The organism is Streptomyces sp. MCA2 (assembly GCF_023544705.1).
GTDB classification, from domain to species: domain Bacteria; phylum Actinomycetota; class Actinomycetes; order Streptomycetales; family Streptomycetaceae; genus Streptomyces; species Streptomyces decoyicus.
This window is the reverse complement of record NZ_JAMJFM010000013.1, coordinates 80,956-104,804: the sequence shown is the minus strand read 5'-3', so window position 1 is coordinate 104,804 and position 23,849 is coordinate 80,956. Positions and strand designations below refer to the sequence as shown.

At 71.8% G+C, this 23,849-nt stretch carries 17 protein-coding genes; 10 read left to right on the top strand and 7 right to left on the bottom strand.

The features are described from left to right. Positions 1–251: 251 nt before the first annotated feature. The 7 genes from M8I34_RS13550 (at position 252) to alc (ending at position 8,471) form a co-directional block, all read left to right on the top strand. Positions 252–521: a hypothetical protein gene (locus M8I34_RS13550; RefSeq protein ID WP_026169402.1), complete on the top strand. Its 270-nt coding sequence runs from the start codon at positions 252–254 to the stop codon at positions 519–521. Between the two features lie 6 nt (positions 522–527). After that, positions 528–2,753: a 4-alpha-glucanotransferase gene (gene malQ / locus M8I34_RS13545; RefSeq protein WP_250049701.1), complete on the top strand. Its 2,226-nt coding sequence runs from the start codon at positions 528–530 to the stop codon at positions 2,751–2,753. Between the two features lie 146 nt (positions 2,754–2,899). Next, positions 2,900–4,576, top strand: a complete 1,677-nt coding sequence (locus M8I34_RS13540) for an alpha-L-fucosidase (RefSeq protein ID WP_250049700.1) — start codon at positions 2,900–2,902, stop codon at positions 4,574–4,576. Between the two features lie 79 nt (positions 4,577–4,655). Beyond that, a complete protein-coding gene (locus tag M8I34_RS13535) occupies positions 4,656–4,904 on the top strand; it encodes a hypothetical protein (protein WP_244414770.1) in 249 nt (82 codons plus the stop codon). Between the two features lie 288 nt (positions 4,905–5,192). After that, positions 5,193–6,173, top strand: coding sequence for an acyl-ACP desaturase (locus M8I34_RS13530; protein ID WP_244414771.1), 981 nt, complete (start codon positions 5,193–5,195; stop codon positions 6,171–6,173). 74 nt (positions 6,174–6,247) lie between these two features. After that, the gene (locus M8I34_RS13525) at positions 6,248–7,234 is read left to right on the top strand and encodes a LysR family transcriptional regulator (protein WP_250049699.1); all 987 of its coding nucleotides are present in this window, start codon (positions 6,248–6,250) and stop codon (positions 7,232–7,234) included. Between the two features lie 91 nt (positions 7,235–7,325). Then, positions 7,326–8,471 (top strand): allantoicase, encoded by a 1,146-nt coding sequence (gene alc, locus M8I34_RS13520; protein WP_250049698.1) that lies wholly within the window; start codon positions 7,326–7,328, stop codon positions 8,469–8,471. Positions 8,472–8,616: 145 nt separating this feature from the next. Here alc and pepN (M8I34_RS13515) read toward each other — a convergent pair whose 3' ends face one another. Then, positions 8,617–11,205, bottom strand: coding sequence for an aminopeptidase N (pepN, locus tag M8I34_RS13515; protein WP_250049697.1), 2,589 nt, complete (start codon positions 11,203–11,205; stop codon positions 8,617–8,619). Positions 11,206–11,416: 211 nt separating this feature from the next. Between pepN (M8I34_RS13515) and M8I34_RS13510 the strand changes: the two genes are divergently transcribed. Further along, positions 11,417–11,944, top strand: coding sequence for a DUF1203 domain-containing protein (locus M8I34_RS13510; protein ID WP_250049696.1), 528 nt, complete (start codon positions 11,417–11,419; stop codon positions 11,942–11,944). Between the two features lie 74 nt (positions 11,945–12,018). Here M8I34_RS13510 and M8I34_RS13505 read toward each other — a convergent pair whose 3' ends face one another. After that, on the bottom strand, positions 12,019–13,050 hold the full coding sequence (locus tag M8I34_RS13505; protein WP_250049695.1) for an aspartate-semialdehyde dehydrogenase: 1,032 nt from the start codon (positions 13,048–13,050) through the stop codon (positions 12,019–12,021). Positions 13,051–13,455: 405 nt separating this feature from the next. Here M8I34_RS13505 and M8I34_RS13500 point away from each other — a divergent pair, with 405 nt between their 5' ends. Continuing rightward, positions 13,456–15,201 (top strand): TIGR03767 family metallophosphoesterase, encoded by a 1,746-nt coding sequence (locus M8I34_RS13500; protein WP_250049694.1) that lies wholly within the window; start codon positions 13,456–13,458, stop codon positions 15,199–15,201. Between the two features lie 37 nt (positions 15,202–15,238). On the opposite strand, the gene M8I34_RS13495 is transcribed toward M8I34_RS13500, so the two are convergent. Beyond that, positions 15,239–16,261, bottom strand: coding sequence for a hypothetical protein (locus M8I34_RS13495; RefSeq protein WP_250049693.1), 1,023 nt, complete (start codon positions 16,259–16,261; stop codon positions 15,239–15,241). Positions 16,262–16,385: 124 nt separating this feature from the next. After that, on the bottom strand, positions 16,386–18,989 hold the full coding sequence (gene pepN, locus M8I34_RS13490) for an aminopeptidase N (RefSeq protein ID WP_250049692.1): 2,604 nt from the start codon (positions 18,987–18,989) through the stop codon (positions 16,386–16,388). Between the two features lie 127 nt (positions 18,990–19,116). Here pepN (M8I34_RS13490) and M8I34_RS13485 point away from each other — a divergent pair, with 127 nt between their 5' ends. Continuing rightward, positions 19,117–19,812, top strand: a complete 696-nt coding sequence (locus tag M8I34_RS13485) for a DsbA family protein (RefSeq protein WP_250049691.1) — start codon at positions 19,117–19,119, stop codon at positions 19,810–19,812. A gap of 117 nt (positions 19,813–19,929) precedes the next feature. Here the strand turns inward: M8I34_RS13485 and M8I34_RS13480 are convergent, their stop codons facing one another. From M8I34_RS13480 to M8I34_RS13470, 3 genes are all read right to left on the bottom strand, one after another. Next, positions 19,930–20,571 carry a superoxide dismutase gene (locus M8I34_RS13480; protein ID WP_250049690.1) on the bottom strand — a complete coding sequence of 214 codons (642 nt, stop codon included), beginning with the start codon at positions 20,569–20,571 and terminating at the stop codon, positions 19,930–19,932. Positions 20,572–20,707: 136 nt separating this feature from the next. Then, a complete protein-coding gene (locus M8I34_RS13475; RefSeq protein WP_250049689.1) occupies positions 20,708–22,144 on the bottom strand; it encodes an amino acid permease in 1,437 nt (478 codons plus the stop codon). Between the two features lie 295 nt (positions 22,145–22,439). Next, positions 22,440–23,849 carry an amino acid permease gene (locus tag M8I34_RS13470; protein WP_250049688.1) on the bottom strand — a complete coding sequence of 470 codons (1,410 nt, stop codon included), beginning with the start codon at positions 23,847–23,849 and terminating at the stop codon, positions 22,440–22,442.

The window sequence follows — 23,849 nt, the reverse complement described above, 5'->3', positions numbered from 1 at the left end:
ACCGGACGGCCGGCCGTGCGCGGGGTGCGGCCGGTGCCGCGGGCGGATGTGCGCGGCCTCGCAGGTCCGCAGAACTTCCGTCGAGATGCCCTGCTTTTCCGCGTTCTCTGCGCCTGCCGTCGTTCCCCGCAGTGAAATCGCCTGCGTGAGGCATAATGTGACGTGGGTCACGTTTCGTGAGCAGATGCGTCTGCGATCGTGTCGAGTGGGTAGGGCCCACGTGTCCCATTACCGATGAACGGGAGGCCCTCGTGGCCGCATCCGCTCAGCTGCTCCTCGACGCTCTGTCCTCCAAACCGGGAGGTGCGACGATGGAGCCCGACATCTTCGACGGGGTGTCCGACCCCGATTCCGGCCTCGACGGCTCCGGCTCCTACAGCTTCGTCGAGCCGCCCCTGACCAGCGAGCCCCCGCTCGCCGACGCCGCGCCGCTGACCAGCGAGGTCCCGATCGCCGCCGAGCTGCCGCTGACCAGCGAGCCGACGGCCGCGGGCATGGGTACGGAGTCCATGGAGGTCTGAGGACCCATGGGCCGCGCGCGGCTCGCCCGGCTGCACGGCATCGCCACCTCCTACGACCCCTCGCCGGGCAGGAGCGTCCAGATCGCCGACGACACCGTCGTCGCCGTGCTCGCCGCACTGGGAGTCGATGCCTCGACCCCGCACGCCGTACGCACCGCCCTGGCCGCGTACGAGGACGGCGCGGGCCGCGCACTGCTTCCCCGCACCGTCGTCGCCCGCCCGGACCGCCCGCCCGACCTCACCCGTCTCCCCGAAGGCACCGTCCTGCGGGTGGAGACCGAGGACGGCGGGCCCGCGGAGGACCTGGGGGCGCCCGATCCGGCGGCGCTCGCCCGGCTGCCCCTGGGTGTCCATGTGCTGCACGCACGGGCCCCCGACGGCCGTGGCGGCCGCGCCCGGCTGATCGTCGCGCCCGACCGGGTGCCCGCACCGCCCGGCCGCAGCCACGGCTTCCTGGTACAGCTGTACTCCCTGCTGTCCCGGCAGTCCTGGGGCATGGGCGACCTCGGTGACCTCGCCGATCTGGCCGCCTGGTCCGGGCGCGCCCTGGGCACCGGCTTCGTCCAGCTCAACCCGCTGCATGCGGCCGTCCCCGGCCCGCCCACCGACCCGTCGCCCTACCGGCCGTCCTCGCGCCGCTACCCCGACCCGGTCCATCTGCGGATCGAACACATCCCCGAGTACGCCCAGCTCACCGGCGCCGCGCGCTTACGGGCCGACGAGCTGGCCGCGCGGGCCCGTGCGCTGCGCGCCGAGGTGCTCGAAGGGGGCGCGCTGATCGACCGGGACGCGGTCTGGGCGCTCAAGCGCGAGGCCCTGGAGCTGGTGTGGTCGGTCCCGCTCACCCCGGGGCGGCGGGCCGCGTACTGCGACTTCCTCGCCGAGCAGGGAGAGGCGCTGGAGGACCACGCCACCTGGTGTGCGCTCGCCGAGCGGCACGGCCCCGACTGGCGCCGCTGGCCCGCCGGACTGCGCGGCCCGCGCTCCCCGGGCACCGCCCGGCTGCGGCCGCAGCTGCTGGACCGGATCGACTTCCACTGCCGGCTCGTCTGGCTCACCGACCAGCAGCTGGCCGCCGCGCAACGGGCCGCGCGGGAGGCCGGGATGGGCATCGGGCTGGTGCACGACCTCGCCGTCGGCGTCCATCCCTCCGGCGCCGACACCTGGGCGCGGCAGGACGACTTCGCCGCCGGGATGTCCATCGGGGCGCCGCCGGACGCCTTCAACTCCCGCGGCCAGGACTGGGGTCTGCCGCCCTGGCGGCCGGACGCGCTGGCGGCCGCGGGCTACGCCCCGTACCGCGAGCTGCTGCGCGGACTGCTGCGGCATGCCGGGGCGCTGCGTATCGACCATGTGATGGGGCTGTTCCGGCTGTGGTGGGTCCCGGAGGGCCGCCCGCCGACGGAGGGCGCCTATGTCCGCTACGACGGCGAGGCGATGCTCTCGGTGCTGGCCCTGGAGGCGCACCGGGCCGGCGCCGTGGTGATCGGCGAGGACCTGGGAACCGTCGAGCCGGGCGTACGGGGCGCGCTCGCCGCACGAGGCGTGCTGGGGACGTCGGTGCTGTGGTTCGAGCGGGATTACCAGGGAGGTCAGGGGGACGAGGGGGGCCGGAGGGGCCAGGGAGACGAGGGGGGAGGGCGGGAGGCGGCGGACGGGGAGCAGGGGGAGACCCGGGACGGCGCGCCGCGGGCCGATGTGGCCGACTCGGCGGATGCGGCGGATGGGCCCGGCGCGGCCGGCGGGCCCGGCGTGGCCCGCATCCTGGCGCCCCAGGAGTGGCGCAGTGCCTGTCTGGCGACCGTCACCACCCACGATCTGCCGCCCACCGCGGCCCGGCTGACCGGCGAGGACGTCGAGCTGCGCGAACGGCTCGGGCTGCTCGCCGGGCCGCCGGAGCGGGAGCACGCCCGCGCCCGGTACGAACGTGCCGAGTGGCTGCGGGAGTTGGTGCGGCGCGGGCTGCTGCCCGAGGGGGCGGGCGACGAGGAGGCGGCGGTCAGGGCCGTACACCGCTTTCTGCTGTGCACCCCGGCGCGGATGGTGGGCATCTGGCTGCCGGATGCGGTGGGGGACCGGCGCCCGCAGAACCTCCCCGGGACATGGGATGAATATCCGAACTGGCGGCTTCCGATCGCCGGTCCCGACGGGCGGCCGCACACCCTGGAGGAGCTGGCCGCCTCGCCCCGTCTGCATGCGCTGATGCGGGAATTGTCCGACGGCCAGCGGTAGTCCCGTCCACGGAACAGGGCCGGATACCCCGGGAATCCGCCGTTGCACACACCCTTCCGGTACGTCGTGCCGTCCGGCACCATGCCGTGGACACCATCCAGACATCCGACCATTCGCCTTACGTGGTCGGCGAGTTGGAGGGAACCATGGAACTTCGCCGCACCCGGCGGACGCTGTGCGTGCTCACGCTCACGGCGGCCGCCGCGCTCGTCCCCGTCACCGGCTCCCTGGCCCAGTCGCCGCCGACCGCCGCCGGCCCCTGCGACCGCCCCGTACGCCCCGCCTCCCAGCTGGCCGTCGAGCCCTGCGACACTCCCGCCCGGATCATCGACAAGGCCGCCCATATCGTCCCCACCAAGGGGCAACTCGCCTGGCAGAAACGGGAGGTCACGGCCTTCACCCACTTCGGAATGAACACCTTCACGGACCGTGAATGGGGCTCCGGCGCCGAGGACGAGAAGCTCTTCGATGTCTCCGGCCGCTCCCGTATCGACGCCGGCCAGTGGATGCGCGCATACAAGGCGGCAGGCGCCGAGCAGGTGATGCTCACCGCCAAGCACCACGACGGGTTCGTGCTCTACCCCAGCCGCTACACCCCGCACTCCGTCGCGGCGAGCCCCGGCCGCCCCGATGTCGTCGGTGCGTACGTCAAGGCCGCCCGCAGAGCCGGACTGAAGGTCGGGATCTACCTCTCGCCCTCCGACGGCGCCGAACTCCCGCACGCCTGGCACGCGCAGTGGGTCGAGGAGATCCGCAGGAAGCAGCAGGAGGGCACGCCGCTCAGCCTGCCCGAGCGGGTCGCCCTGGAGGACGGCGACCGGGCGCCCCGCGGCCTGGGCCGCTTCGGCAACGGCAGCAAGGTCACCGAGCGCACCATCCCCACCCTGGTCCCCGGCGACGACCGCGCCGCCGCCGTCCGCGGCGGCCGGCTGCCCGTCTTCCACGTCCGGGCGGACGACTACGACGCCTACTACCTCAACCAGGTCTACGAGCTGTTCACCCAGTACGGCCCGCTCGACGAGCTGTGGCTGGACGGCGCGAACCCCTGGACGGACTCCGGCATCACGCAGAAGTACGACGTCGCCCAGTGGTTCCGCCTGATCCACCGGCTCTCCCCGGACACCGTCGTCTTCGCCGGTCCGCAGGGCGCCCGCTGGGTCGGCAACGAGAAGGGCATCGCCCGGGAGACGGAGTGGAGCGTCACCCCCTCCGCCGCGGACCCCTGGACCGTGATGGCCGGCGGACTGCCGAACGACTCCACCGACCCCGACATCGGCTCCCGCGCCAAGCTCCTCGCGCCCACCACCAAGTACCTCCAGTGGTACCCGGCCGAGGCCGATGTCTCGCTGCGCCCCGGCTGGTTCCACCACCCCGGCGAACGCCCCAAGAGCCCGGCGCAGCTGATGGACCTCTACGAGAAGAGCGTGGGGCGCAACGCCTCGCTGCTGCTGAACGTCCCGCCCGCCAGGGACGGCCGGATCGCCGCCGAGGACGTCACCTCGCTCACCGCGTTCGGGACCGCCGTACGCGAGACCTACGGCAGGGACCTGCGGGCGGCCGGACCCGGGCCCCGGACCTTCGACCGGATCGGGCTCGCCGAGGACATCCGCCACGGTCAGCGGGTCGAGCGGTTCTCCGTACAGGCGCGGTCCGGCGGGACGTGGACGACGCTCGCCCGGGGCACGACCATCGGGCACCGGCGGATCCTGACGCTCGGGCAGCCGGTGACCGCGGACGCCGTGCGGGTCACCGTCGAGGAGTCCCGCGGGCCGGTCCGGCTCGCCCCGGTGACGCTGCACCGGAGCCGGGCCGCGGGCGGCTGAGCGGGTGTGGCACGGCCGGGTCCGCCGGTTGTGCCACCCCGGGCGCGCGGGGCACCGGGGCGTCCGATACGTTGACTTCGTGAGCAACAAGGTCAATAAGAATGTCCTGCGCGCCGGAACCATCACCGCCGGCACCGCGCTGATGCTGCTGATGTCGTCCCCCGCGTTTGCGCTCACCCGCGACGATGGTGACGACCCGGGTCCGGGTCTGAGCGTGATCGAGACGCTCGGCCTCTATGTCGCTGCACCCATCGTGCTCTTCCTGGTCATCGCCGGGCTGGTCGTCGCGAGCGACAAGCCCCGCAAGCAGGCCAAGTCCGAGGGCTGACGCCGGGCACCAGTGACGCTTCAGGGCGCCCCACGGTCACACGACCGCGGGGCGCCCTTCGTCATGCCCGGACCGGGCGCCGGACGGTGACAAGAACCGTGCGGCGCCCTTTGTCGTACTCGGATATTTCCGCAGGTGAAAAACGGGTTGTCGAGCGGCTAACGAGCGCTTTTCGACCGGTTTGAACAGGGGGAGGTGTTTAACCGGCCCTAACCTACGATGACGTAACCTACGGGTCCGTAGGTCAAACCTACGGACCCGTAGGTCATCGTCCCCAGGAGTTCCCCCGTGACCATCGCCCCCGCCCGCCATAACGGAGAGCTCGGCCAGGCCGCCTGGAGCGACGCTCAGCTCCTCTACGCGCTCGAAGAGGTCGTCGAGAAGGAACTCAACCGCCATCTGAAGATCGCCAAGGACTGGATGCCCCACGAGTACGTGCCGTGGAGCGACGGGCGCAACTTCCCCGGGCCGCTGGACGGCGAGGCCTGGGACCCCGCGCAGTCCAAGGTCAGCGACATCGGCCGGATCGCCCTCGTGGTCAACCTCCTCACCGAGGACAACCTCCCCAGCTACCACCACGAGATCGCCACCCTCTTCGGCCGCGACGGCGCCTGGGGCACCTGGGTGCACCGCTGGACCGCCGAGGAGGGCCGGCACGGCATCGTGATGCGGGACTACCTGCTCACCAGCCGTGCCGTGGACCCGGACCAGCTGGAGCAGTTCCGCATGGCCCACATGTCGGAGGGCTTCGAGTCCGACAACGCGCACAGCATGCTGCACTCGGTGGCGTACGTCGCCTTCCAGGAGCTGGCCACCCGGATCTCGCACCGCAACACCGGCCACCACTCCGGCGACCCGGTCTGTGACCGGATGCTGGCCCGGATCGCCACCGACGAGAACCTCCACATGGTCTTCTACCGCAACCTCCTCGGCGCGGCCTTCGAGATGGCGCCCGACCAGACCATGTGCGCGGTGCGCGACGTCGTCACCGGCTTCCGGATGCCCGGCCACGGCATGCCCGGCTTCGAGCGGTCGGCCGCCCGGATGGCCATCGGCGGGATCTACAACATGCGGATCCACCACGACGATGTGCTCCAGCCGGTGCTGCGCTATCTGAAGGTGCTGGAGATCGGCGGGCTCGGCCCGGCCGGGCTGGCGGCGCAGGAGGAGCTCGGGCTGTTCATGGACGGTCTGGACAGCCAGGCGCGGAAGTTCGACGAGCGCCAGGCCGCCATCCTCGCCCGCCGCGAGGCCAACCGCCGCGCCTGACGGCCGGCCCCGGCCGGCTTCCGGCTGCCGTCGCCCGCGGGCGGGCGGCCGCGGCGGGTGCGTACGCTGCCCGCATGGCCGACTGGGACCTCAAGAAGCTGCGCATCCTGCGCACCCTCCACGAGCTGGGCACGGTCACCGCGACCGCCGAGGCGCTGCACATGACGCCCTCGGCGGTCTCCCAGCAGCTGACCGGCCTGGCCAAGGCGCTCGGGGTCACGCTCCTGGAGGCGCACGGCCGGCGGGTGCGGCTGACCGGCGCGGCGCAGCTGGTGCTGCGGCACGCCGAGGCGGTCTTCGCCCAGCTGGAGCGCGCGGACGCGGACCTGCTCGGCTACCTCCAGGGCGAGGCGGGCCAGGTGCGGGTCGGCGCGTTCTCCACCGCCATCCCCGCGCTGGTGGTCCCGGCCGTCCAGGAGCTGCGCCGCAGCCACCCGGGCCTGTCGGTCGCCGTACGGGAGGCGGAGGCGGAGGCCGCCTACGAGCTGCTCGCGGAGGGCAGCGTCGATCTGGCGCTGTCGCTGGCCGCGCACGCCCCCACCCCGCGCGACCCCAAGTTCAGCCGGGTCTCGCTGCTCGCCGACCCGCTGGACGTGGCGCTGCCGGCCGGCCATCCGCTGGCCGCCGAGCCGGGGCTGCGGCTGGCCGATCTGGCGGACGAGCCGTGGATCTTCGGCAGCAGCGGGCCCTGGTCCCAGATCACCACCACCGCCTGCGAGAACGCCGGGTTCGTGCCCGAGCAGGCGCATGCCGCCGCCGACTGGAGCGCGATCTGGGCGATGGTCGCGGCGGGGATGGGCGTGGCGCTGGTGCCCCGGATGGCGATGGCGGGCGGTCTCGGCGCCGTCGGGCGCGGGGCGGGGGGAGATGCCCTACGGGCCGGGCGCGGCGGCGGGGGAGTGGCGCTGCGGGTGCTGCACGCCGACCAGCCGCGCCGCCATGTGGTCGCCGCCGCCCGGCGCGGCTCCGAAGGGGCGCCGGGCCCGGCCCGGGTGCTGGCCGCGCTCCGGCAGGCGGCCGCCGACCAGACGCCGGAAGACCCGACCATTCAGCTCAGCTGAACGTATTCCTCAAAAACTTTCGATGGACCTGAGGGGTGGTCCGCTGCGACCGTGGAGCGGTCCGCACCTCCCCAGCCGTCGAAAGGCAACGATGACCGCCAGCCCGGCCGCCGACTCCACTGATCCGCACGCCAACGACGCCAGTCCGTACGGTGGCGGAGACCCCTATGCCGACTACCGCGGCGGGGACTTCCCCTTCACCTCGCTCGTCGATCTCGCCGACCGCCGCTTCGGCGCCGGAGTGATCGCCGCGAACGACGAGTTCTTCGCCGAGCGCGAGAATCTGCTGACGCCCACGCCGGCGGTCTTCGACCCCGAGCGCTTCGGCCACAAGGGCAAGATCATGGACGGCTGGGAGACCCGGCGCCGCCGCGGCACCGACGGTGAGAACCCCTTCCCGGCCGAGGACGAGCACGACTGGGCGCTGATCCGCCTCGCCGCGCCCGGCGTGATCCGCGGGATCGTCGTCGACACCGCGCACTTCCGCGGCAACTACCCGCAGCAGGTCAGCGTCGAGGCCACCGCGCTCCCCGGCAGCCCCGGCCCCGAGGAACTGCTCGCCGACGGCGTGAAGTGGGAGGAGCTGGTCCCGCGCACCCCCGTCCGGGGCCACGCCGCCAACGGCTTCGAGGTCACCGTGGAGCGGCGCTTCACCCACCTGCGGCTCAAGCAGCACCCCGACGGCGGGATAGCGCGCCTCCGGGTCCACGGCGAGGTCGTGCCGGACCCGGAGTGGCTCGATGCGCTCGGCACCCTCGACCTGGCCTCCGTCCTGCACGGCGGCACCGTCGAGGACGCCTCCGACCGCTTCTACTCCTCGCCCACCCAGATCATCCAGCCCGATCTGTCCCGCAAGATGGACGACGGCTGGGAGAACCGCCGCCGCCGGGTCAGGGGCACCCACGACTGGGTGCGCTTCCGTCTCGCCGCGCAGGGCGAGATCCGCGCCGTGGAGATCGACACCGCCTACCTCAAGGGCAACTCCGCGGGCTGGGCCGCCCTGTCCGGGTGCGACGGCGACCCGTCCGACGAGGCCTCCTGGTTCGAGATCCTGCCGAGGACCAGGCTCCAGCCCGACACCCCGCACCGCTTCCCGCTGCCGCGGGCCGTCACCGCCACCCACGTACGGCTCGATGTCTTCCCCGACGGCGGCCTCGCGCGGATGCGCCTGCACGGCGCCTTCACCGAGGAGGGCCGCGCCGCCCTCGGCCGCCGCTTCGACGCCCTGAACGGCTGACCGCACCGCCTTCGTCGGCCGGGCGCCGCGGGAGGGGCGGCGTCACGCGCCGTGGCGGCGGAAGAAAATCCCGCCGCCACGGCGCGCGGCCCCCCTCACGAGGGTCCGGCGGAATCCGCGACGGCGGGACCATCACGTCGGACGACTAGGCCGCCGCGTCGGCCTTCTGCGCCTTCAGCGCCCGCTCGATCCCCGCCCGCGACTCGGTCATCAGCCGGCGCAGTGCCGCGCTCGGCTCGGCCGACGCCAGCCAGGCATCCGTGGCGTCCAGCGTCTCCTGCGAGACCTGGAGCGCCGGGTAGAGACCCACCGCGATCTGCTGCGCCATCTCATGGCTGCGGGAGTTCCAGATGTCCTTCACCGCGGCGAAGTACTTCGCGGTGTACGGCGCCAGCAGCTCGCGCTGGTCGGTCTGCACGAAGCCGCCGATGACGGACTCCTGGAGGGAGTTGGGGAGCTGGTCGGACTCCACCACCGAGGCCCAGGCCCCGTCCTTCGCCTCCGCCGTCGGACGCGCCGCGCGCGCGGACGCGGCATACCGCTCGCCCGCCGAGGTCTTGTCCCGGTCCAGCTCCGCGGCGATGGTCTTCTCGTCCGCGCGGCCGGTGGCGGCCAGCCGGTGCACCAGCGCCCAGCGCAGCTCGGTGTCCACGGCGAGCCCGGAGACCTCCTCGGTGCCCTCCAACAGGCCCTGGAGCAGGTCGAGCTGCTCATCCGTACGGGCCGCGGCGGCGAACGCGCGGGCCCACGCCAGCTGGTGGTCGCTGCCCGGCTCGGCCGCCCGCAGCTGTTCCAGGGACGCCGCGGTCCAGGTGGCCAGCCCCGTCTCACGCCACTCCGGTGCCGCGTACAGGTCCAGCGCCAGCTTCACCTGGCGGTGCAGCGACTGGACGACGCCGATGTCCGACTCCTTGCCGATACCGGACAGCACCAGCGACAGATAGTCGCGGGTGGCCAGTTCGCCGTCCCGCGTCATGTCCCAGGCCGACGCCCACGACAGGGCGCGCGGCAGCGACTCGGTGAAGTCGCCGAGGTGCTCGGTGACGGTCTTCAGCGACTCCTCGTCCAGCCGGACCTTGGCGTATGACAGATCGTCGTCGTTGAGGAGGATGACGGCCGGCCGCGCCTTGCCCACCAGCTGGGGCACGGCGGTCAGTTCGCCGTCCACGTCCAGCTCGATCCGCTCGGTGCGGACCAGCTTGCCGCCCTCCAGCTCGTAGACGCCGACCGCGATCCGGTGCGGCCGCAGTACCGGCTCGCCCTTGGCGCCGGCCGGCAGCGCCGGGGCCTCCTGCTTGACCGCGAAGGAGGTGATCACGCCCTGGGCGTCCACCTCGATCTCCGGCCGCAGGATGTTGATCCCCGCCGTCTCCAGCCACTTCTTCGACCAGGTCTTCAGATCCCGCCCGCTGGTCTCCTCCAGCGCGCCGAGCAGGTCCGACAGCCGGGTGTTCCCGTAGGCGTGCGCCTTGAAGTAGGCCTGTACGCCCTGGAAGAACTCGTCCATGCCGACGTAGGCGACCAGCTGCTTGAGGACGCTGGCGCCCTTGGCGTAGGTGATGCCGTCGAAGTTGACCAGCACATCGTCGAGGTCGTTGATCTCGGCCATGATCGGGTGCGTGGACGGCAGCTGGTCCTGCCGGTAGGCCCAGGTCTTCATGGAGTTGGCGAACGTCGTCCACGAGTGCGGCCACCTCGAACCCGGGGCGTAGGCCTGGCAGGCGATCGAGGTGTAGGTGGCGAACGACTCGTTCAGCCACAGGTCGTTCCACCACTCCATGGTGACCAGGTCGCCGAACCACATGTGCGCCAGCTCGTGCAGGATCGTCTCCGCCCGCACCTCGTACGCCGCGTCCGTCACCTTCGACCGGAAGACGTACTGGTCGCGAATGGTCACCGCGCCCGCGTTCTCCATCGCGCCGGCGTTGAACTCCGGCACGAAGAGCTGGTCGTACTTCGCGAACGGGTAGGCGTAGTCGAACTTCTCCTGGAACCAGTCGAAGCCCTGGCGGGTGACCGCGAAGATCTCCTCCGCGTCGAGGTGCTCGGCCAGCGACGGCCGGCAGTAGATGCCCAGCGGCACCGTCCGCCCGTCCTTCTCGTAGGTGCTGTGCACGCTGTGGTACGGACCGGCGATCAGCGCCGTGATGTAGGTCGAGATCCGCGGCGTCGGCTCGAAGCGCCAGACGGTGCCGCTCGGCTCCGGCGTCGGCGAGTTGGAGATCACCGTCCAGCCCTCCGGGGCCTTCACGGTGAACTGGAAGGTCGCCTTCAGATCCGGCTGTTCGAAGGACGCGTACACCCGCCGCGCGTCCGGCACCTCGAACTGCGTGTACAGATAGGCCTGCTGGTCCACCGGGTCGACAAAGCGGTGCAGCCCCTCACCGGTGTTGGTGTAGGCGCAGTCCGCCACGACCCGCACTTCGTTGCGGCCGGCCCGCAGCCCGGTCAGTGCGATCCGCGAATCCTTGAACACCTCGCCCGCATCGAGCGCCTCGCCGTTCAGCAGCACCTCGTGCACGGCCGGCGCGACCAGGTCGATGAAGGAGTCCGCGCCCGCCTCGGCCGAGTCGAACCGCACCGTGGTCACGGACCGGAACGTGCCGTGGCCGCTGCCGTCCGCCTCTCCCCCCTCCTGCGCGCCGGAGAGGTCGAGCTCGACCTCATACGCATCCACGGTCAGCAGGCGCGCCCGCTGCTGCGCCTCGTCGCGGGTCAGATTCGTGCCAGGCACCCGTTCGTCTCCTTCGCATTGGTCATTGCATCGGAACTTTCGGCCATCCTTCCATGTGGCCAGGGACTCAGGAGGGGGCGTATTTCCGGAGGTGGGCGCAGTCCCGGCACAGCACCGCGCCGGCACCTGGCGCCCCGAGGGACCGCGGCGCACGACCACGGCGTCCGATTGCCGCCAGCACGCCCCCACGGCAGGGCCCGATGCTGGCCGCATGACGACCTACACCCCTCTTCCCATCCCTCCCACCGCCCTCAAGGAACTGCGCGGCACCGACGACGCCGGGCGGCCCGCCGAGCCGTTCACCGCGCGTGCGGACGGGGTGCCGCTGGACTGCGTCGGGAGTCTGCTGCGCTGCTGTCTGCGGGACATCCGGGCCGGTGAGCGGGTCGCGCTCGTCTCGTATGCGCCGCTGCGCCGCTGGGCGGCCACGACCGGGGCGCGGCCCGGGGCGTACGAGGAGACGGGGCCGGTGTTCCTCCACGCCGAGGACTGCGCCGACCCGGAGGCCACCGCCACTGCGGAGGGCTACCCGGCCGGCCGGCCCGGCGGGCTGCGCACCGTGCGCCGCTACGACGCCGACGGGCACATCATCGGCGGCCGGCTCCTGGAGATCCCCGAGGACGCGGCCGCCGGGTTCGACGCGGCCTTCGACGAGGCGTTCGCGGACCCGGAGGTGGCGCTGGTGCACGTACGGGCCGTGGAGTACGGCTGCTTCCTGTTCGAGGTCCGCCGGGCCTGAGGCCGCACCGTCCCGAACGCACGGGTGCCCGTACGGAGACTCCGTACGGGCACCTCGTGTCGTGCGTGCGGCGGTCAGCCGCGCAGCTCGGCCGCGACCAGCTCCGCGATCTGGACGGCGTTCAGTGCCGCGCCCTTGCGGAGGTTGTCGTTGGAGAGGAACAGCGACAGGCCGTTCTCGGCGGTCTCGTCCTCGCGGATCCGGCCCACGAAGGACGCGTCCTGGCCGGCGGCCTGGAGCGGGGTGGGCACGTCGGAGAGGGTGACGCCGGGGGCGCCGGCCAGCAGCTCCTGGGCGCGGGCCGGGCTGATCGGACGCGCGAAGCGGGCGTTGACCTGGAGCGAGTGGCCGGTGAAGACCGGGACGCGGACACAGGTGCCGGACACCTTCAGGTCCGGGATCTCCAGGATCTTGCGGCTCTCGTTGCGGAGCTTCTGCTCCTCGTCGGTCTCGTTCAGCCCGTCGTCGACGATCGAGCCGGCCATCGGCAGCACGTTGAAGGCGATCGGGGCGACGTACTTGTCCGGCTCGGGGAACTCCACGGCCGAGCCGTCGTGCGTCAGCTTGGTGGCGTCCTGTTCGACGGCCTTGCGGACCTGGCCGTCCAGCTCCTCCACACCGGCCAGACCGCTGCCGGAGACCGCCTGGTAGGTGGAGACGACCAGCGAGACCAGACCGGCCTCGTCGTGCAGCGGCCGCAGCACGGGCATCGCGGCCATGGTGGTGCAGTTCGGGTTGGCGATGATCCCCTTGGGGCGCTCGGTGATCGCCGACGGGTTGACCTCGGAGACGACCAGCGGGACCTGGGGGTCACGGCGCCAGGCCGACGAGTTGTCGATCACGACCGGGCCGGCGTCGGCGACCTTCTCCGCCAGCGCCTTGGAGGTGGCACCGCCGGCCGAGAAGATCACGATGTCCAGCGCCGAGTAGTCGGCGGTGGCCGCGTCCTCGACGGTGATCTCGGTGTCCTGCCAGGGCAGCGTGCGTCCGGCGGACCGGGACGAAGCGAACAGCCGCAGCTGCTCGACCGGGAAGTTCCGCTCGGCGAGGATGCCCCGCACCACGCCGCCGACCTGTCCGGTGGCTCCGACGATTCCGATCCTCATGGGACTCCTTCTTTCTGGCCTGACTCGGGTGTCTGCTCGGAACACCTGCTCAGTAGTGCCTCCATCATGTGTGTGACACCCGTCGCCTTGTCCAATCCGTTCCATTCCGTGGCGGCTCGGAAGGCCGGATTACGACAGAGCGTGGCGGAATGGTCGCTGTGCGTACCCGGCCGGTCGCGGGCGTGCCCTGCGGATACCCCGCGGGGTGAACATCCGGTGACCGGCTGCCGCACCCCCGGGCAGCGCTCCGTGACCGGCCGGTGGCCGGCAGCTCCCCGTGCGGTGATGGGTTCCCCGCGTTGCGGTGGCGTTCACACTCAGGTCATCCCCGATGCCAACCATCCCAGGTGACAGGGCAGTTGTGCTGCCCGGCCGCCTTCGCGTTCGCACCCGGGGAGCCCGCGTATGTCCCGTATACGGTCCGCCGCCACCTTCGACCGCCGTACGTTCCTCACCGCCACCGGGGCCGTCGGCGCCGCCACCGGGCTGGGGCTCGCCTTCGGCGTCGGCCCGGACCGGCCGGCGCAGGCCGCCACCGTCACCTCCGGCCCGGCCCCGGCCGCGCCCGTCCCGGTCGATGCGCCCGCCGTCCCCCGTACGCCGTACACCCGGGGGACCACGCTTGCCGGCGTGTCCGCCCCGCGCGGCAGCGGCGGCTACCGCAGGCTCGCCGACGGCCCCGCCTGGAACCGGGTCGTCCGCGCCGATCTGGCCACCGCACACGGCGGGCGGGCCGAGCGGCGCACCGCGCTGGCGTCGTTCGTCCAGTTCACCGACCTGCACCTGGTCGATGTGCAGAGCCCGCTGCGCTACGAGTACCTGCGCGCCGAGACCGCCAGCGCCTGGCGGCCGCAGGAGGCGCTGTCGGTGGCCGGTGTGGTCTCGCTGATCGAGCGGGTCAACGCGCTGCCCGGCGGGCCCGCCACCGGCGCCCCGCTGTCCTTCGTGATGACCACCGGGGACAACACCGACAACAACTCCAAGCTGGAGCTGGAGTGGTTCCTGACCGCGATGAGCGGTGGCCGGATCACCCCGAATTCCGGCGACCCGCGCCGCTACGAAGGCGTCCAGGACAGCGGGCTGAAGCTGTACTGGCAGCCGGACAGCGCGCTGCGCGACGCCGACAAGCAGCAGGGCTTCCCGCGGCTGGACGGGTTCCTGGAGGCCGCGATCCGCACCGTCCACAGCCCGGGGCTGCGGCTGCCCTGGTACTCGACGGTCGGCAACCACGACTCGCTGCCCGGCGGCTGCTACGCCCCCGGCGACCCCTTCTGGACCGAGACCGCCACCGGCGGCCGCAAGCTGGAGACGCTGCCCGCCGCCGAGGCCGCGAAGGTCTGGAAGGCGGTCAAGGACGGCCTCGACCCCAAGGGCGCGGACTTCAAGCGGCTGCTGACCTCACACACCAAGCAGTCCAGGAGGGTCACCCCCGACGAGCGGCGCGCCCCCTTCACGCGGGCCGAGTATCTGCGCGCCCACCTCGACCCGGCGCACACCGGCCCCGGCCCGCACGGCCACGGCTACACCTCCGCGCATCTCGACGGGAACCGCCTCTACTACACCTTCCGGGTCTCCGACGACGTCCTCGGGATCAGCCTGGACACCACCGACCCCGGCGGCCACTACACCGGCTCGGTCGGTGACGCCCAACTGCGCTGGCTGGAGCGGACGCTGAAGGAGAACGAGAAGGGGGAGAAGGCGCATGTGCTGGTCTTCAGCCACCACACCAGCAAGACGATGAACAACACCCGCCCCGACCCGGCCCACCCGCACGAGCGGCGACACGACGGCGCCGAGCTGGTGGAGGTGCTCGCCGCCCACCCCGGCGTGGTCGGCTGGATCAACGGCCACAGCCACAAGAACGACATCACCGCGCACGGCAGCTTCTGGGAGATCTCCACCGCCTCGCACATCGACTTCCCGCAGCTGGCCCGGGTCATCGAGCTGGTGGACAACCACGACGGCACGCTGTCGCTGTTCACCACCCTGGTCGAGTCGGCCGCCCCGCACCGCACGGACTTCAGCGACCTCTCGCAGACCGGACTGGCGGCCCTCTACCGCGAACTGTCCTTCAACGCCCCCGAGGCCCGTACGGACCTGGCGGGCACGGCCGGGGACCGCAACGTCGAGCTGCTGCTCCAGCGGAGCTGACGGCCTCGGGACCGCGCCCGCGCCGGGGGAGATCCCCCTAGCGCGGCAGGACCGCGACATACGCGCTCGGCTCCCGGTCCCCGGCCGCCATCAGGGCCGTACGGATCACCGCGGCCTGCTGTTCGGGTGCCGTGCGCAGGGTGCGCGGCAGACAGCGGACGACGGTGATGCCGAGCCGCTCCAGGTGCTCGCGCTTGTGGAAGAACGGCGACTGGAGCGGGTCCTCCTCGGGGCGCGGTGCCCGGGTGTCGATCTCCAGGGCCACCGCGTGCTCCGGCCAGAAGGCGTCCACCCCGCCCAGGTGCGGCCCGCCCGGCAGCCGCAGCTCGACGTTCCACAGCGGGTCGGGCAGCCCGTGGGCGCGCACCATCGCATAGAGCCGCTGCTCGGCCAGCGCCCGGCCCTCGGCCAGCAGGGTGTCCACCGCGTCCACCACATGCGGCCGGGTCAGCAGCCGGGCCCGGCTCAGCTCCCGTACCACCGAGGTCGCCTCGCAGTGGCCGCCGCGCACCGCCTCGGTCAGCAGCCGGCGCACCGTCGCGGCGTCGGTGAGCGAGCCGACCGCGTCCGCCACCGCGCGGGGCACCGGCGCGGCCGGCACCCCGGTGATCTCCTGCGCGACGGGCAGCTCCACCGCCCGCACGATCCGCGCGAAACCGGTCGAGCGCAGCCGCCGGGTGCGGGCCACCAGCACCTCGATGCGGTCCAGGGCGAGCAGCGGGGGCGCCTCGGCGAAGCCGTGCAGGGCGAGCGCCGCCAGCCCCGTGATCATCGCCTCGGGGGCGTCCCCGGACGCGGTGGCCTGCAGGGGCACCGTCGGCCCCCGGTGACTGGCGTACAGCAGGACCGCATGCAGCCGGTCCTCGCTGGTGGGCGGTCCCGGGTGCAGCAGATAGATGCCGGGGAGCACCTGTTGCCAGGGGCCGCCGGGGCGGCAGCGTTCGGTGACCTCCGCCGCGGGGATGCCGTGCTCGCGCAGCTGACGGGTGGTCATCACCCGGCGGTGCGCGGCGGAGAGGTGCTGGAGGGGGAGGGGGGAGAGCGGGGTGTCGTGGTTCATGACCCCGAGATTCCCGCCTCCGCTCCGCCCCCTAACCGCTGTTACACGCCCGTACCACAAACCGGACAACCCTGTACTAAAGTACGGGCGTTCGACTGCCGAAAGGGGCTGGTCGCCACGGGGGTTACGGCCTCGGTCCGGCCGCCTCGTCACAAGCCTGTGCGCGCAGTGCCCGGGCCAGATCGTCCCGCTTCTCCAGGACCAGCCGGCGCAGCGCCGGAGCCGCCTGCGGATGCCCGTCCAGCCAGCCGTCCGCGGCGTCCAGCGTGGCCTGCTCCACCAGCCAGGACGGGAACAGCCCGCGCACCACCTCCATCGCGATCTCGATGGAGCGCTCCCGCCACACCCGCTCGATCGCGGCGAAGTAGCGCGGCCGGTACGGGGCCAGCAGCTCCCGCTGCCCGAACTGCGCGAACCCGGCGTCCGTCGCCTCCACCAGGGCGTTGGAGAGCACGTCGGACTCCACCACCTGCGCCCACGCCTGCGCCTTGACCTCGGCCGAGGGGCGGGCGGCCAGGCAGCGCACCTGGTGGCGCCTGCCGGAGGCGGTGTTGTCGCGGGCCAGCTCGGCGGCGATCACGGTCTCGTCCGCGACGCCGTGCGCGGCCAGCGGCTCCAGGATCGTCCAGCGCAGCTCCTGGTCCACGTCCAGGCCGTCGATCTTCGCCGTACCCGCCAGCAGGCCCTGGAGCAGCTGGAGATCGGCGGGGGAGGCGGCGAGGGCGATGAAGTGCCGGGCCCAGGCGAGCTGGTGGTCGCTGCCGGGCGGGGCCAGCCGGAGTTCGTGCAGCGTGCCTTCGGCCAGGTCCCGGGCGGCGCGCTCCTGGTCCTGGGGCGCGGAGTACTGCTCCAGCGCCGTCTGGGCCTGCCCGTGCAGGGACTGGAGCACGCCGATGTCGGTCTCCCGGCCGGCGAACCGCCGCACCAGATCGAGGTAGTCGCGGGCCGGCATCAGCCCGTCACGGGTCAGGCCCCACAGCGCGGCCCAGCACAGCGCCCGTGCCATCGGGTCGGCCAGCTCGCCGAGCCGGGCCCGCAGGGTCGCCAGCGAACCCTCGTCGAAACGGATCTTCGCGTAGGTCAGGTCCTCGTCGTTGACCAGCACCAGCTCGGGCCGTTCGAGACCGGCCAGCTCGGGCACGGTGGTCCGCGGCCCGGAGACGTCCACCTCGGCGCGGGCGTAGCGCACCAGCGCCGAGTCCCCGCCCCCGGAGAACGCGGTCTGCCGCCGGTAGAGACCGACCGCGACCCGGTGCGGCCGCAGCTGCGGGTGCGAGGGCGCCGCCTCCTGGAGGATGCTCAGCTCGGTGATCCGGTCCTGGGCGTCGTAAGTGACCTGCGGGGTGAGGGAGTTGACGCCCGCGGTCTCCAGCCAGGCCCGGGACCAGGCGGCCAGGTCCCGGCCGGAGGTCTCCTCAAGCACCGCCAGCAGATCCGTCAGCCGGGTGTTGCCGTAGGCGTGCCGCTTGAAGTAGCGCCGCGCGCCCTCCAGGAAGGCGTCCTGCCCCACGTACGCCACCAGCTGCTTGAGGACCGCGGCGCCCTTGGCGTAGGTGATGCCGTCGAAGTTGAGCTTGGCGTCCTCCAGGTCACGGATGTCGGCGGTGACCGGGTGGGTGGAGGGCAGCTGGTCGGCGCGGTAGGCCCAGGACTTGCGGCGGTTGGCGAAGGTGATCCAGCCGTTGGTGAAGCGGGTCGCCCCCACCAGCGCGAAGGCGCCCATGAAGTCCGCGTAGGACTCCTTGAGCCACAGGTCGTCCCACCACTGCATGGTGACCAGATCGCCGAACCACATGTGCGCCATCTCGTGGAGGATGACGTTGGCCCGTCCTTCATAGGACGCCTCGGTCACCTTGCCGCGGAAGATGAACTCCTCGCGGAAGGTGACACAGCCCGGGTTCTCCATGGCCCCGAGGTTGTACTCCGGGACGAAGGCGCTGTCGTACTTCCCGAAGGGGTACGGGAAGTCGAAGTGGTCGTGGAAGAAGTCCAGGCCCTGCTTGGTGACGGTGAAGATGTCGTCCGCGTCGAAGTGCTTGGCCAGGCCCTTGCGGCACAGTGCGCCCAGCGGGATCTCCAGCTCGGTGCCGTCCTCGAAGGTGCGGCGGTAGGTGTCGGAGACGTAGTGGTACGGGCCGGCGACCACGGCCGTGATGTACGTCGAGATCGGCTCGGTCACGGCGAAACGGTGCCGGCCGCCCTCGGCCTCGCCCTGCTGCGCACCGTTGCTGAGCACTCGCCAGCCCTCGGGGGCGGTCACCTCGAAGGTGAACGGGGCCTTCAGGTCGGGCTGTTCGAAGTTGGCGAAAACCCGCCGGGAGTCGGCCGGCTCGTACTGGGTGTAGAGGTAGACCTCGCCGTCCTCGGGGTCCACGAAGCGGTGCAGGCCCTCACCGGTCCGGCTGTAGGCGCACTGTGCGTCGACGACGAGGGTGTTCTCGGCGGCCAGGGAGTCCAGCGCGATCCGGGTGCCGTCGAAGACCGCCGCGGGGTCCAGCTCCCGGCCGTTGAGGGTGACGGAGCTGACCGACGGCGCCAGCAGGTCCGCGAAGGTCGAGGCGCCGGGCTCGGCGCAGCGGAAGCGCAGCGTCGTCCGGGAGCGGAAGGTCTCCGCGTCCGCACCGGAGGCGACCGCTGAGCGGACGTCCAGCACCACGTCGTAGGCGTCGACGCTCAGCAGCCGACCCCGCTCACGTGCCTCGTCCCGGGACAGATTCTCACCTGGCACGACGTGACTCCCTCGTCCTCGTCCACGAATATCGAACAACGGGAATCATGGCACGCCCGCCGTCGGTTGAACCTTCCACGGAAGCGCCCCGCTCACCGACCCAGCACAGCTCGCATAAGGAGACCCCGTGTCCGAGACCGCGAAGACCCCCGCAGACTTCTGGTTCGACCCGCTGTGCCCCTGGGCGTGGTTGACGTCCCGCTGGATGCTGGAGGTGGAGAAGGTCCGTCCCGTCGAGGTGCGCTGGCATGTGATGAGCCTGGCGGTGCTCAACGAGGACAAGCTCGACGAGCTGCCGGAGGAGTACCGCGAGAACATGCGCCCCGGCGGCAAGGCCTGGGGCCCGGTACGCGTGGTGATCGCCGCGCAGCAGCTGCACGGCGACGAGGCCGTGGGCAAGCTCTACACCGCGCTCGGCACCCGCATCCACAACGAGGGCCTCGGTGTGAATCCCGAGAGCATCGCCGCCGCCCTCGAGGACGCGGGGCTGCCCGCCGACCTGATCGAGTACGCCGACAAGGACACCTACGACACCGAGCTGCGCGCCTCCCACAAGGAAGGCATCGACCTGGTCGGCCAGGAGGTCGGCACTCCCGTCATCGCGGTCCCCGGCCCGGATTCTCACGGCGCGAGCGCAGCGAGCTCCAACGGGGGTGGTGGTCGGGCGACGGGTGGGCAGATCGCCTTCTTCGGGCCGGTCGTCACCCCGGCCCCCAAGGGCGAGGAGGCCGCCAAGCTGTGGGACGGGACGCTGATGGTCGCGTCCATCCCCGGTTTCTACGAGATCAAGCGGACCCGGACGCAGGGCCCGGTCTTCGACTGATCCGGCCGCACACAGGGGAGCGCCTCCACACGTATCGGACGTGTGGAGGCGCTCCGTCATTCCGCCTGCCGGGTGAGCGGTGAGAAGACGATCACGAGGCAGGACGACCGGTCGTCCTCACGGAGCGAGCAGCAGGTTGTTGGCGCGCTGCTTGGCGGACGCGTACCGCTTGGCCACGTCCTGCCAGTTCACGACCTGCCACATGGCCTCGATGAAGTCCACCTTCTGGTTCTTGTACTGGAGGTAGAAGGCGTGCTCCCAGGCGTCGAAGACCAGGACCGGGACCGAGCCCTGACCGACGTTGCCCTGGTGGTCGTAGACCTGCTCGACGATCAGCCGGCCGCTCACCGGCTCGTAGGCCAGCACGCCCCAGCCGGAACCCTGGGTGGTGGCCGCCGCCTTGGTCAGCTGGGCCTTGAAACCGGCGTACGAGCCGAAGCTCTCGGCGATGGCGTCGGCCAGCTCGCCCACACCGTCCTTCTCGTGGGGCTCGCCGCCGCCGTCACCGGTCATGTTGTGCCAGTAGATGCTGTGCAGGATGTGGCCGGAGAGGTGGAACGCGAGGTTCTTCTCCAGACCGTTGATGCTGCCCCACGCTTCCTTGTCGCGCGCCTCGGCGAGCTGCTCCAGGGTGTCGTTCGCGCCCTTCACATACGCCGCGTGGTGCTTGTCGTGGTGCAGCTCGATGATCTCGGGGCTGATGACCGGTGCCAGCGCCGCGTAGTCGTAGGGGAGTTCCGGAAGTGTGTAGGTCGCCATGCCGATCCCGCCTCCAAGCTGCTCAAGTGCAGTAGTTGCAAACAATGTGCAAGAGCACGCTACCAGCAGGAGTGATCACCGGCCGGTCATGGGCACCGGCCTGGTCCCAAAGACGCAGGCGGGGGGAGTGGGGTCGTTACTTCTCGGACAGGTCCGCGCCCTTGCCCAGCGACTGCTGCCGGACGAGCCCGATCACGGCCAGGACCACCCCGAAGCCGCCGGTGAACAGCAGCTGGATGCGCTGGTTCTCGTCGCGCAGCATCAGCAGCAGCACCGCGACGATGCCCGCCAGCGCCACCCAGGTCAGGACCGGGAAGGCCCACATCTTCACCACGAGCTTCTCGGGCGCCTCGCGCTCCAGCGTCCGGCGCATCCGCAGCTGTGCGGTGGCGATGAAGCCCCACACCACCAGGACGGCCGCGCCGACCATGTTCAGCAGCCACTGGAAGAGCGTGTCGGGCCACAGGAAGCTCAGCGCCACCGCGAGGAAGCCGAAGGTGGCGCACAGCAGGACGGCGCGGCGCGGGACGCCGCCGCTGACCTTGCCGAGGAAGGCCGGGCCCTGCCCGCGGGAGATGAGCGAGTACGCCATCCGCGAGGAGCCGTAGAGGTTGGCGTTCACCGCGGAGAGCAGCGCGATCAGGATGACCACGTTCATGATCTGGCCGGCCGCCGGGATCTTGAGGTAGTCCAGGACCGCCACGTACGGGCCGCTCTTGGCGATGGCGGGGGCGCTCCAGGGGATGACCGTGACGATGATGGCCATCGAGCCGACGTAGAAGAGGGCGATCCGCCACATCGCGGTGCGCACGGCGCCGGCGACACCGCGCACCGGGTCCTTGGACTCGGCGGCCGCGATGGTCACCGTCTCCAGACCGCCGTAGGCGAACACCGAGGCCAGCAGACCGACCATCAGGCCGTCGACGCCCTTGGGCAGGAAGCCGCCGTCACCGGTGAGGTGCGAGGTGCCCGGGGCGTGGGTGCCGGGGAGCACGCCGAAGATGGCCAGCAGGCCCAGCACCAGGAAGATGCCGATCGCCGCGACCTTGAGGGCGGCGAACCAGAACTCGAACTCACCGAAGTTGGAGACCGCGGTCAGGTTCGTTCCGGTGAAGATCACCATGAACAGCAGGACCCACATCCACGGCTGGGTGCCCGGGAACCACTGCAACATCACATCCGCGGCGCCCAGCGCCTCGGCGGCCACCGCCACACACAGCAGCGCGGTGAACATCCAGCCGACCGTGAACCCGGCCCAGGAGCCTATGGAGCGCTCGGCGTGCACGGAGAAGGAGCCGGAGGCCGGATTCGCCGCGGCCATCTCGCCGAGCATCCGCATGATCAGCATGACCAGCGCGCCGGAGACGGCGTAGGCCAGCACGATGGACGGGCCGGCCGCCGCGATGCCTTCGCGGGAGCCGACGAACAGGCCCGCGCCGATCACCCCGCCCAGGGCGATCATCGAGAGATGGCGCTGCTTGAGGCCGTTGGACAGCGTGGAGCCGCTGCCGGGGCCCTGGACCGCGTCGCCATGCTCGCGCGCGGGTGCGGCGGACGAGGGTGTCCGATTCATGTCGTACCTGTCCCAGTAGGTGAGAGCGGAGCAAGGCGATACTGCGTTCTCCCGGGGCCGCGACCGGTGCGACGGCGCTGCCGGGCCCCCTGGATCCCCGCCGGGGCGGCGGATCGCGCAGGGGCCTGCCGACGGTGAACTCCGGGGTCCTCGGCAAAGCGGGCTCAGTTTGAGCGCCGGTGTCCGCTCAGGGCAACAGTCGTGCAGCGAATGTTCGGTATTCAGACGTTTTCGCGACTGTGTGTGTTCGATCCGTCGTCAGTTATGACGCGGTGTGATGTCCACCGCAGGGGCCTCAGCGGCGCGCGCGGCGGCCCCGGAGCTCGCGTGCGCCCGCGACGAGCAGCACCAGACCGGTCGCCCCGGCCGACCACAGGAGCTGCGGCCGAGCCGCCTCATCGGTCAGCATCAGCACCAGCACACCGCCCATCGCCAGCAGCGCCGCCCAGGTCAGATAGGGGAACGCCCACATCCGCAGGGTCAGCTTCCCGGGCGTCTCGCGCTCGATCCGCGGCCGCAGCCGCAGTTGGGAGACGGCGATCAGGCCCCAGACGAACAGCAGCACCGCGCCGACCGCGTTGAGCATGTAGAGGAAGACCGAATCCGGCCATTTCAGATTCAGCAGCACGGAGACGAACCCGAAGGCCACCGAGGCGAGCACGGCGCGGCGCGGCACCCCTCCCGACACCTTCAGCAGCGCCCGCGGCGCCTCGCCCCGCTCGGCCAGCGAGAAGACCATCCGCGACGAGCCGTAGAGATTGGCGTTCAGCGCGGAGAGCAGCGCCACGAACACCACGATGTTCATGATCTTCCCGGCGCCCGGCACCCCGATACTGTCCAGCACCGCGACGTAGGGGCTCTTGCCCGGCTCCATCGACGACCAGGGCAGCAGGGTCACGATGACCAGCATCGAGCCGACGTAGAAGAAGAGGATGCGCCACACCGCGCTGCGCACCGCCCGGCCCACCGCGCGCGCCGGATCGTCCGACTCGGCCGCGGCGATGGTGACGACCTCCAGACCGCCGAAGGCGAACACCACCGCCAGGACACCGGAGATCACCCCGCCCCAGCCGTGCGGCAGAAAACCGCCCTGCCCGGTGAGGTTCGCCGGCCCGACCGGTTCGGTGTCCGGCAGCACTCCGAAGACCGCCAGCAGGCCCAGTACGAGGAACAGTACGATCGCGGTGACCTTCAGCGTCGCGAACCAGAACTCGAACTCGCCGAAGTTCTTCACCGCGGCCAGGTTGGCGACGGTGAAGACGACCATGAAGATCAGCACCCAGCCCCACTGCGGCACCCCCGGCACCCAGCCGTTGGCTATTCGGGCCGCGCCCGAGGCCTCCACGGCGAGCACCACGACCAGCAGGAACCAGTACAGCCAGCCGACACTGAACCCGGCCCAGCGCCCCAGCGCCCGCTCCGCATGTACCGAGAACGCGCCGGAGGCCGGCATCGCCGCCGACATCTCGCCGAGCATCCGCATGACCAGCATGGCCAGCGCACCCGCGATCAGATACGACAGCACGATCCCCGGCCCGGCCACCGCGATCCCCGCGCCGGAGCCCACGAACAGGCCCGCGCCGATCACTCCGCCCAGGCCCAGCATCGTCAGATGGCGCTGCTTGAGGCCCGCGGACAGCGGCTCTTTGCCCTCGGAGCCCGCCGCCAGGGAGGGCTCGGCGGGCTGGGTCGGTGCGTCGTGCAT

Bases quoted from the DNA above. Each gene is read 5' to 3' on its own strand.
- malQ (WP_250049701.1), top strand. From the start codon at position 528: ATGGGCCGCGCGCGGCTCGCCCGGCTGCACGGCATCGCCACCTCCTAC.
- M8I34_RS13540 (WP_250049700.1), top strand. From the start codon at position 2,900: ATGGAACTTCGCCGCACCCGGCGGACGCTGTGCGTGCTCACGCTCACG.
- M8I34_RS13525 (WP_250049699.1), top strand. From the start codon at position 6,248: ATGGCCGACTGGGACCTCAAGAAGCTGCGCATCCTGCGCACCCTCCAC.
- alc (WP_250049698.1), top strand. From the start codon at position 7,326: ATGACCGCCAGCCCGGCCGCCGACTCCACTGATCCGCACGCCAACGAC.
- M8I34_RS13510 (WP_250049696.1), top strand. From the start codon at position 11,417: ATGACGACCTACACCCCTCTTCCCATCCCTCCCACCGCCCTCAAGGAA.
- M8I34_RS13505 (WP_250049695.1), bottom strand. From the start codon at position 13,050: ATGAGGATCGGAATCGTCGGAGCCACCGGACAGGTCGGCGGCGTGGTG.
- M8I34_RS13500 (WP_250049694.1), top strand. From the start codon at position 13,456: ATGTCCCGTATACGGTCCGCCGCCACCTTCGACCGCCGTACGTTCCTC.
- M8I34_RS13495 (WP_250049693.1), bottom strand. From the start codon at position 16,261: ATGAACCACGACACCCCGCTCTCCCCCCTCCCCCTCCAGCACCTCTCC.
- M8I34_RS13480 (WP_250049690.1), bottom strand. From the start codon at position 20,571: ATGGCGACCTACACACTTCCGGAACTCCCCTACGACTACGCGGCGCTG.
- M8I34_RS13475 (WP_250049689.1), bottom strand. From the start codon at position 22,144: ATGAATCGGACACCCTCGTCCGCCGCACCCGCGCGCGAGCATGGCGAC.
- M8I34_RS13470 (WP_250049688.1), bottom strand. From the start codon at position 23,849: ATGCACGACGCACCGACCCAGCCCGCCGAGCCCTCCCTGGCGGCGGGC.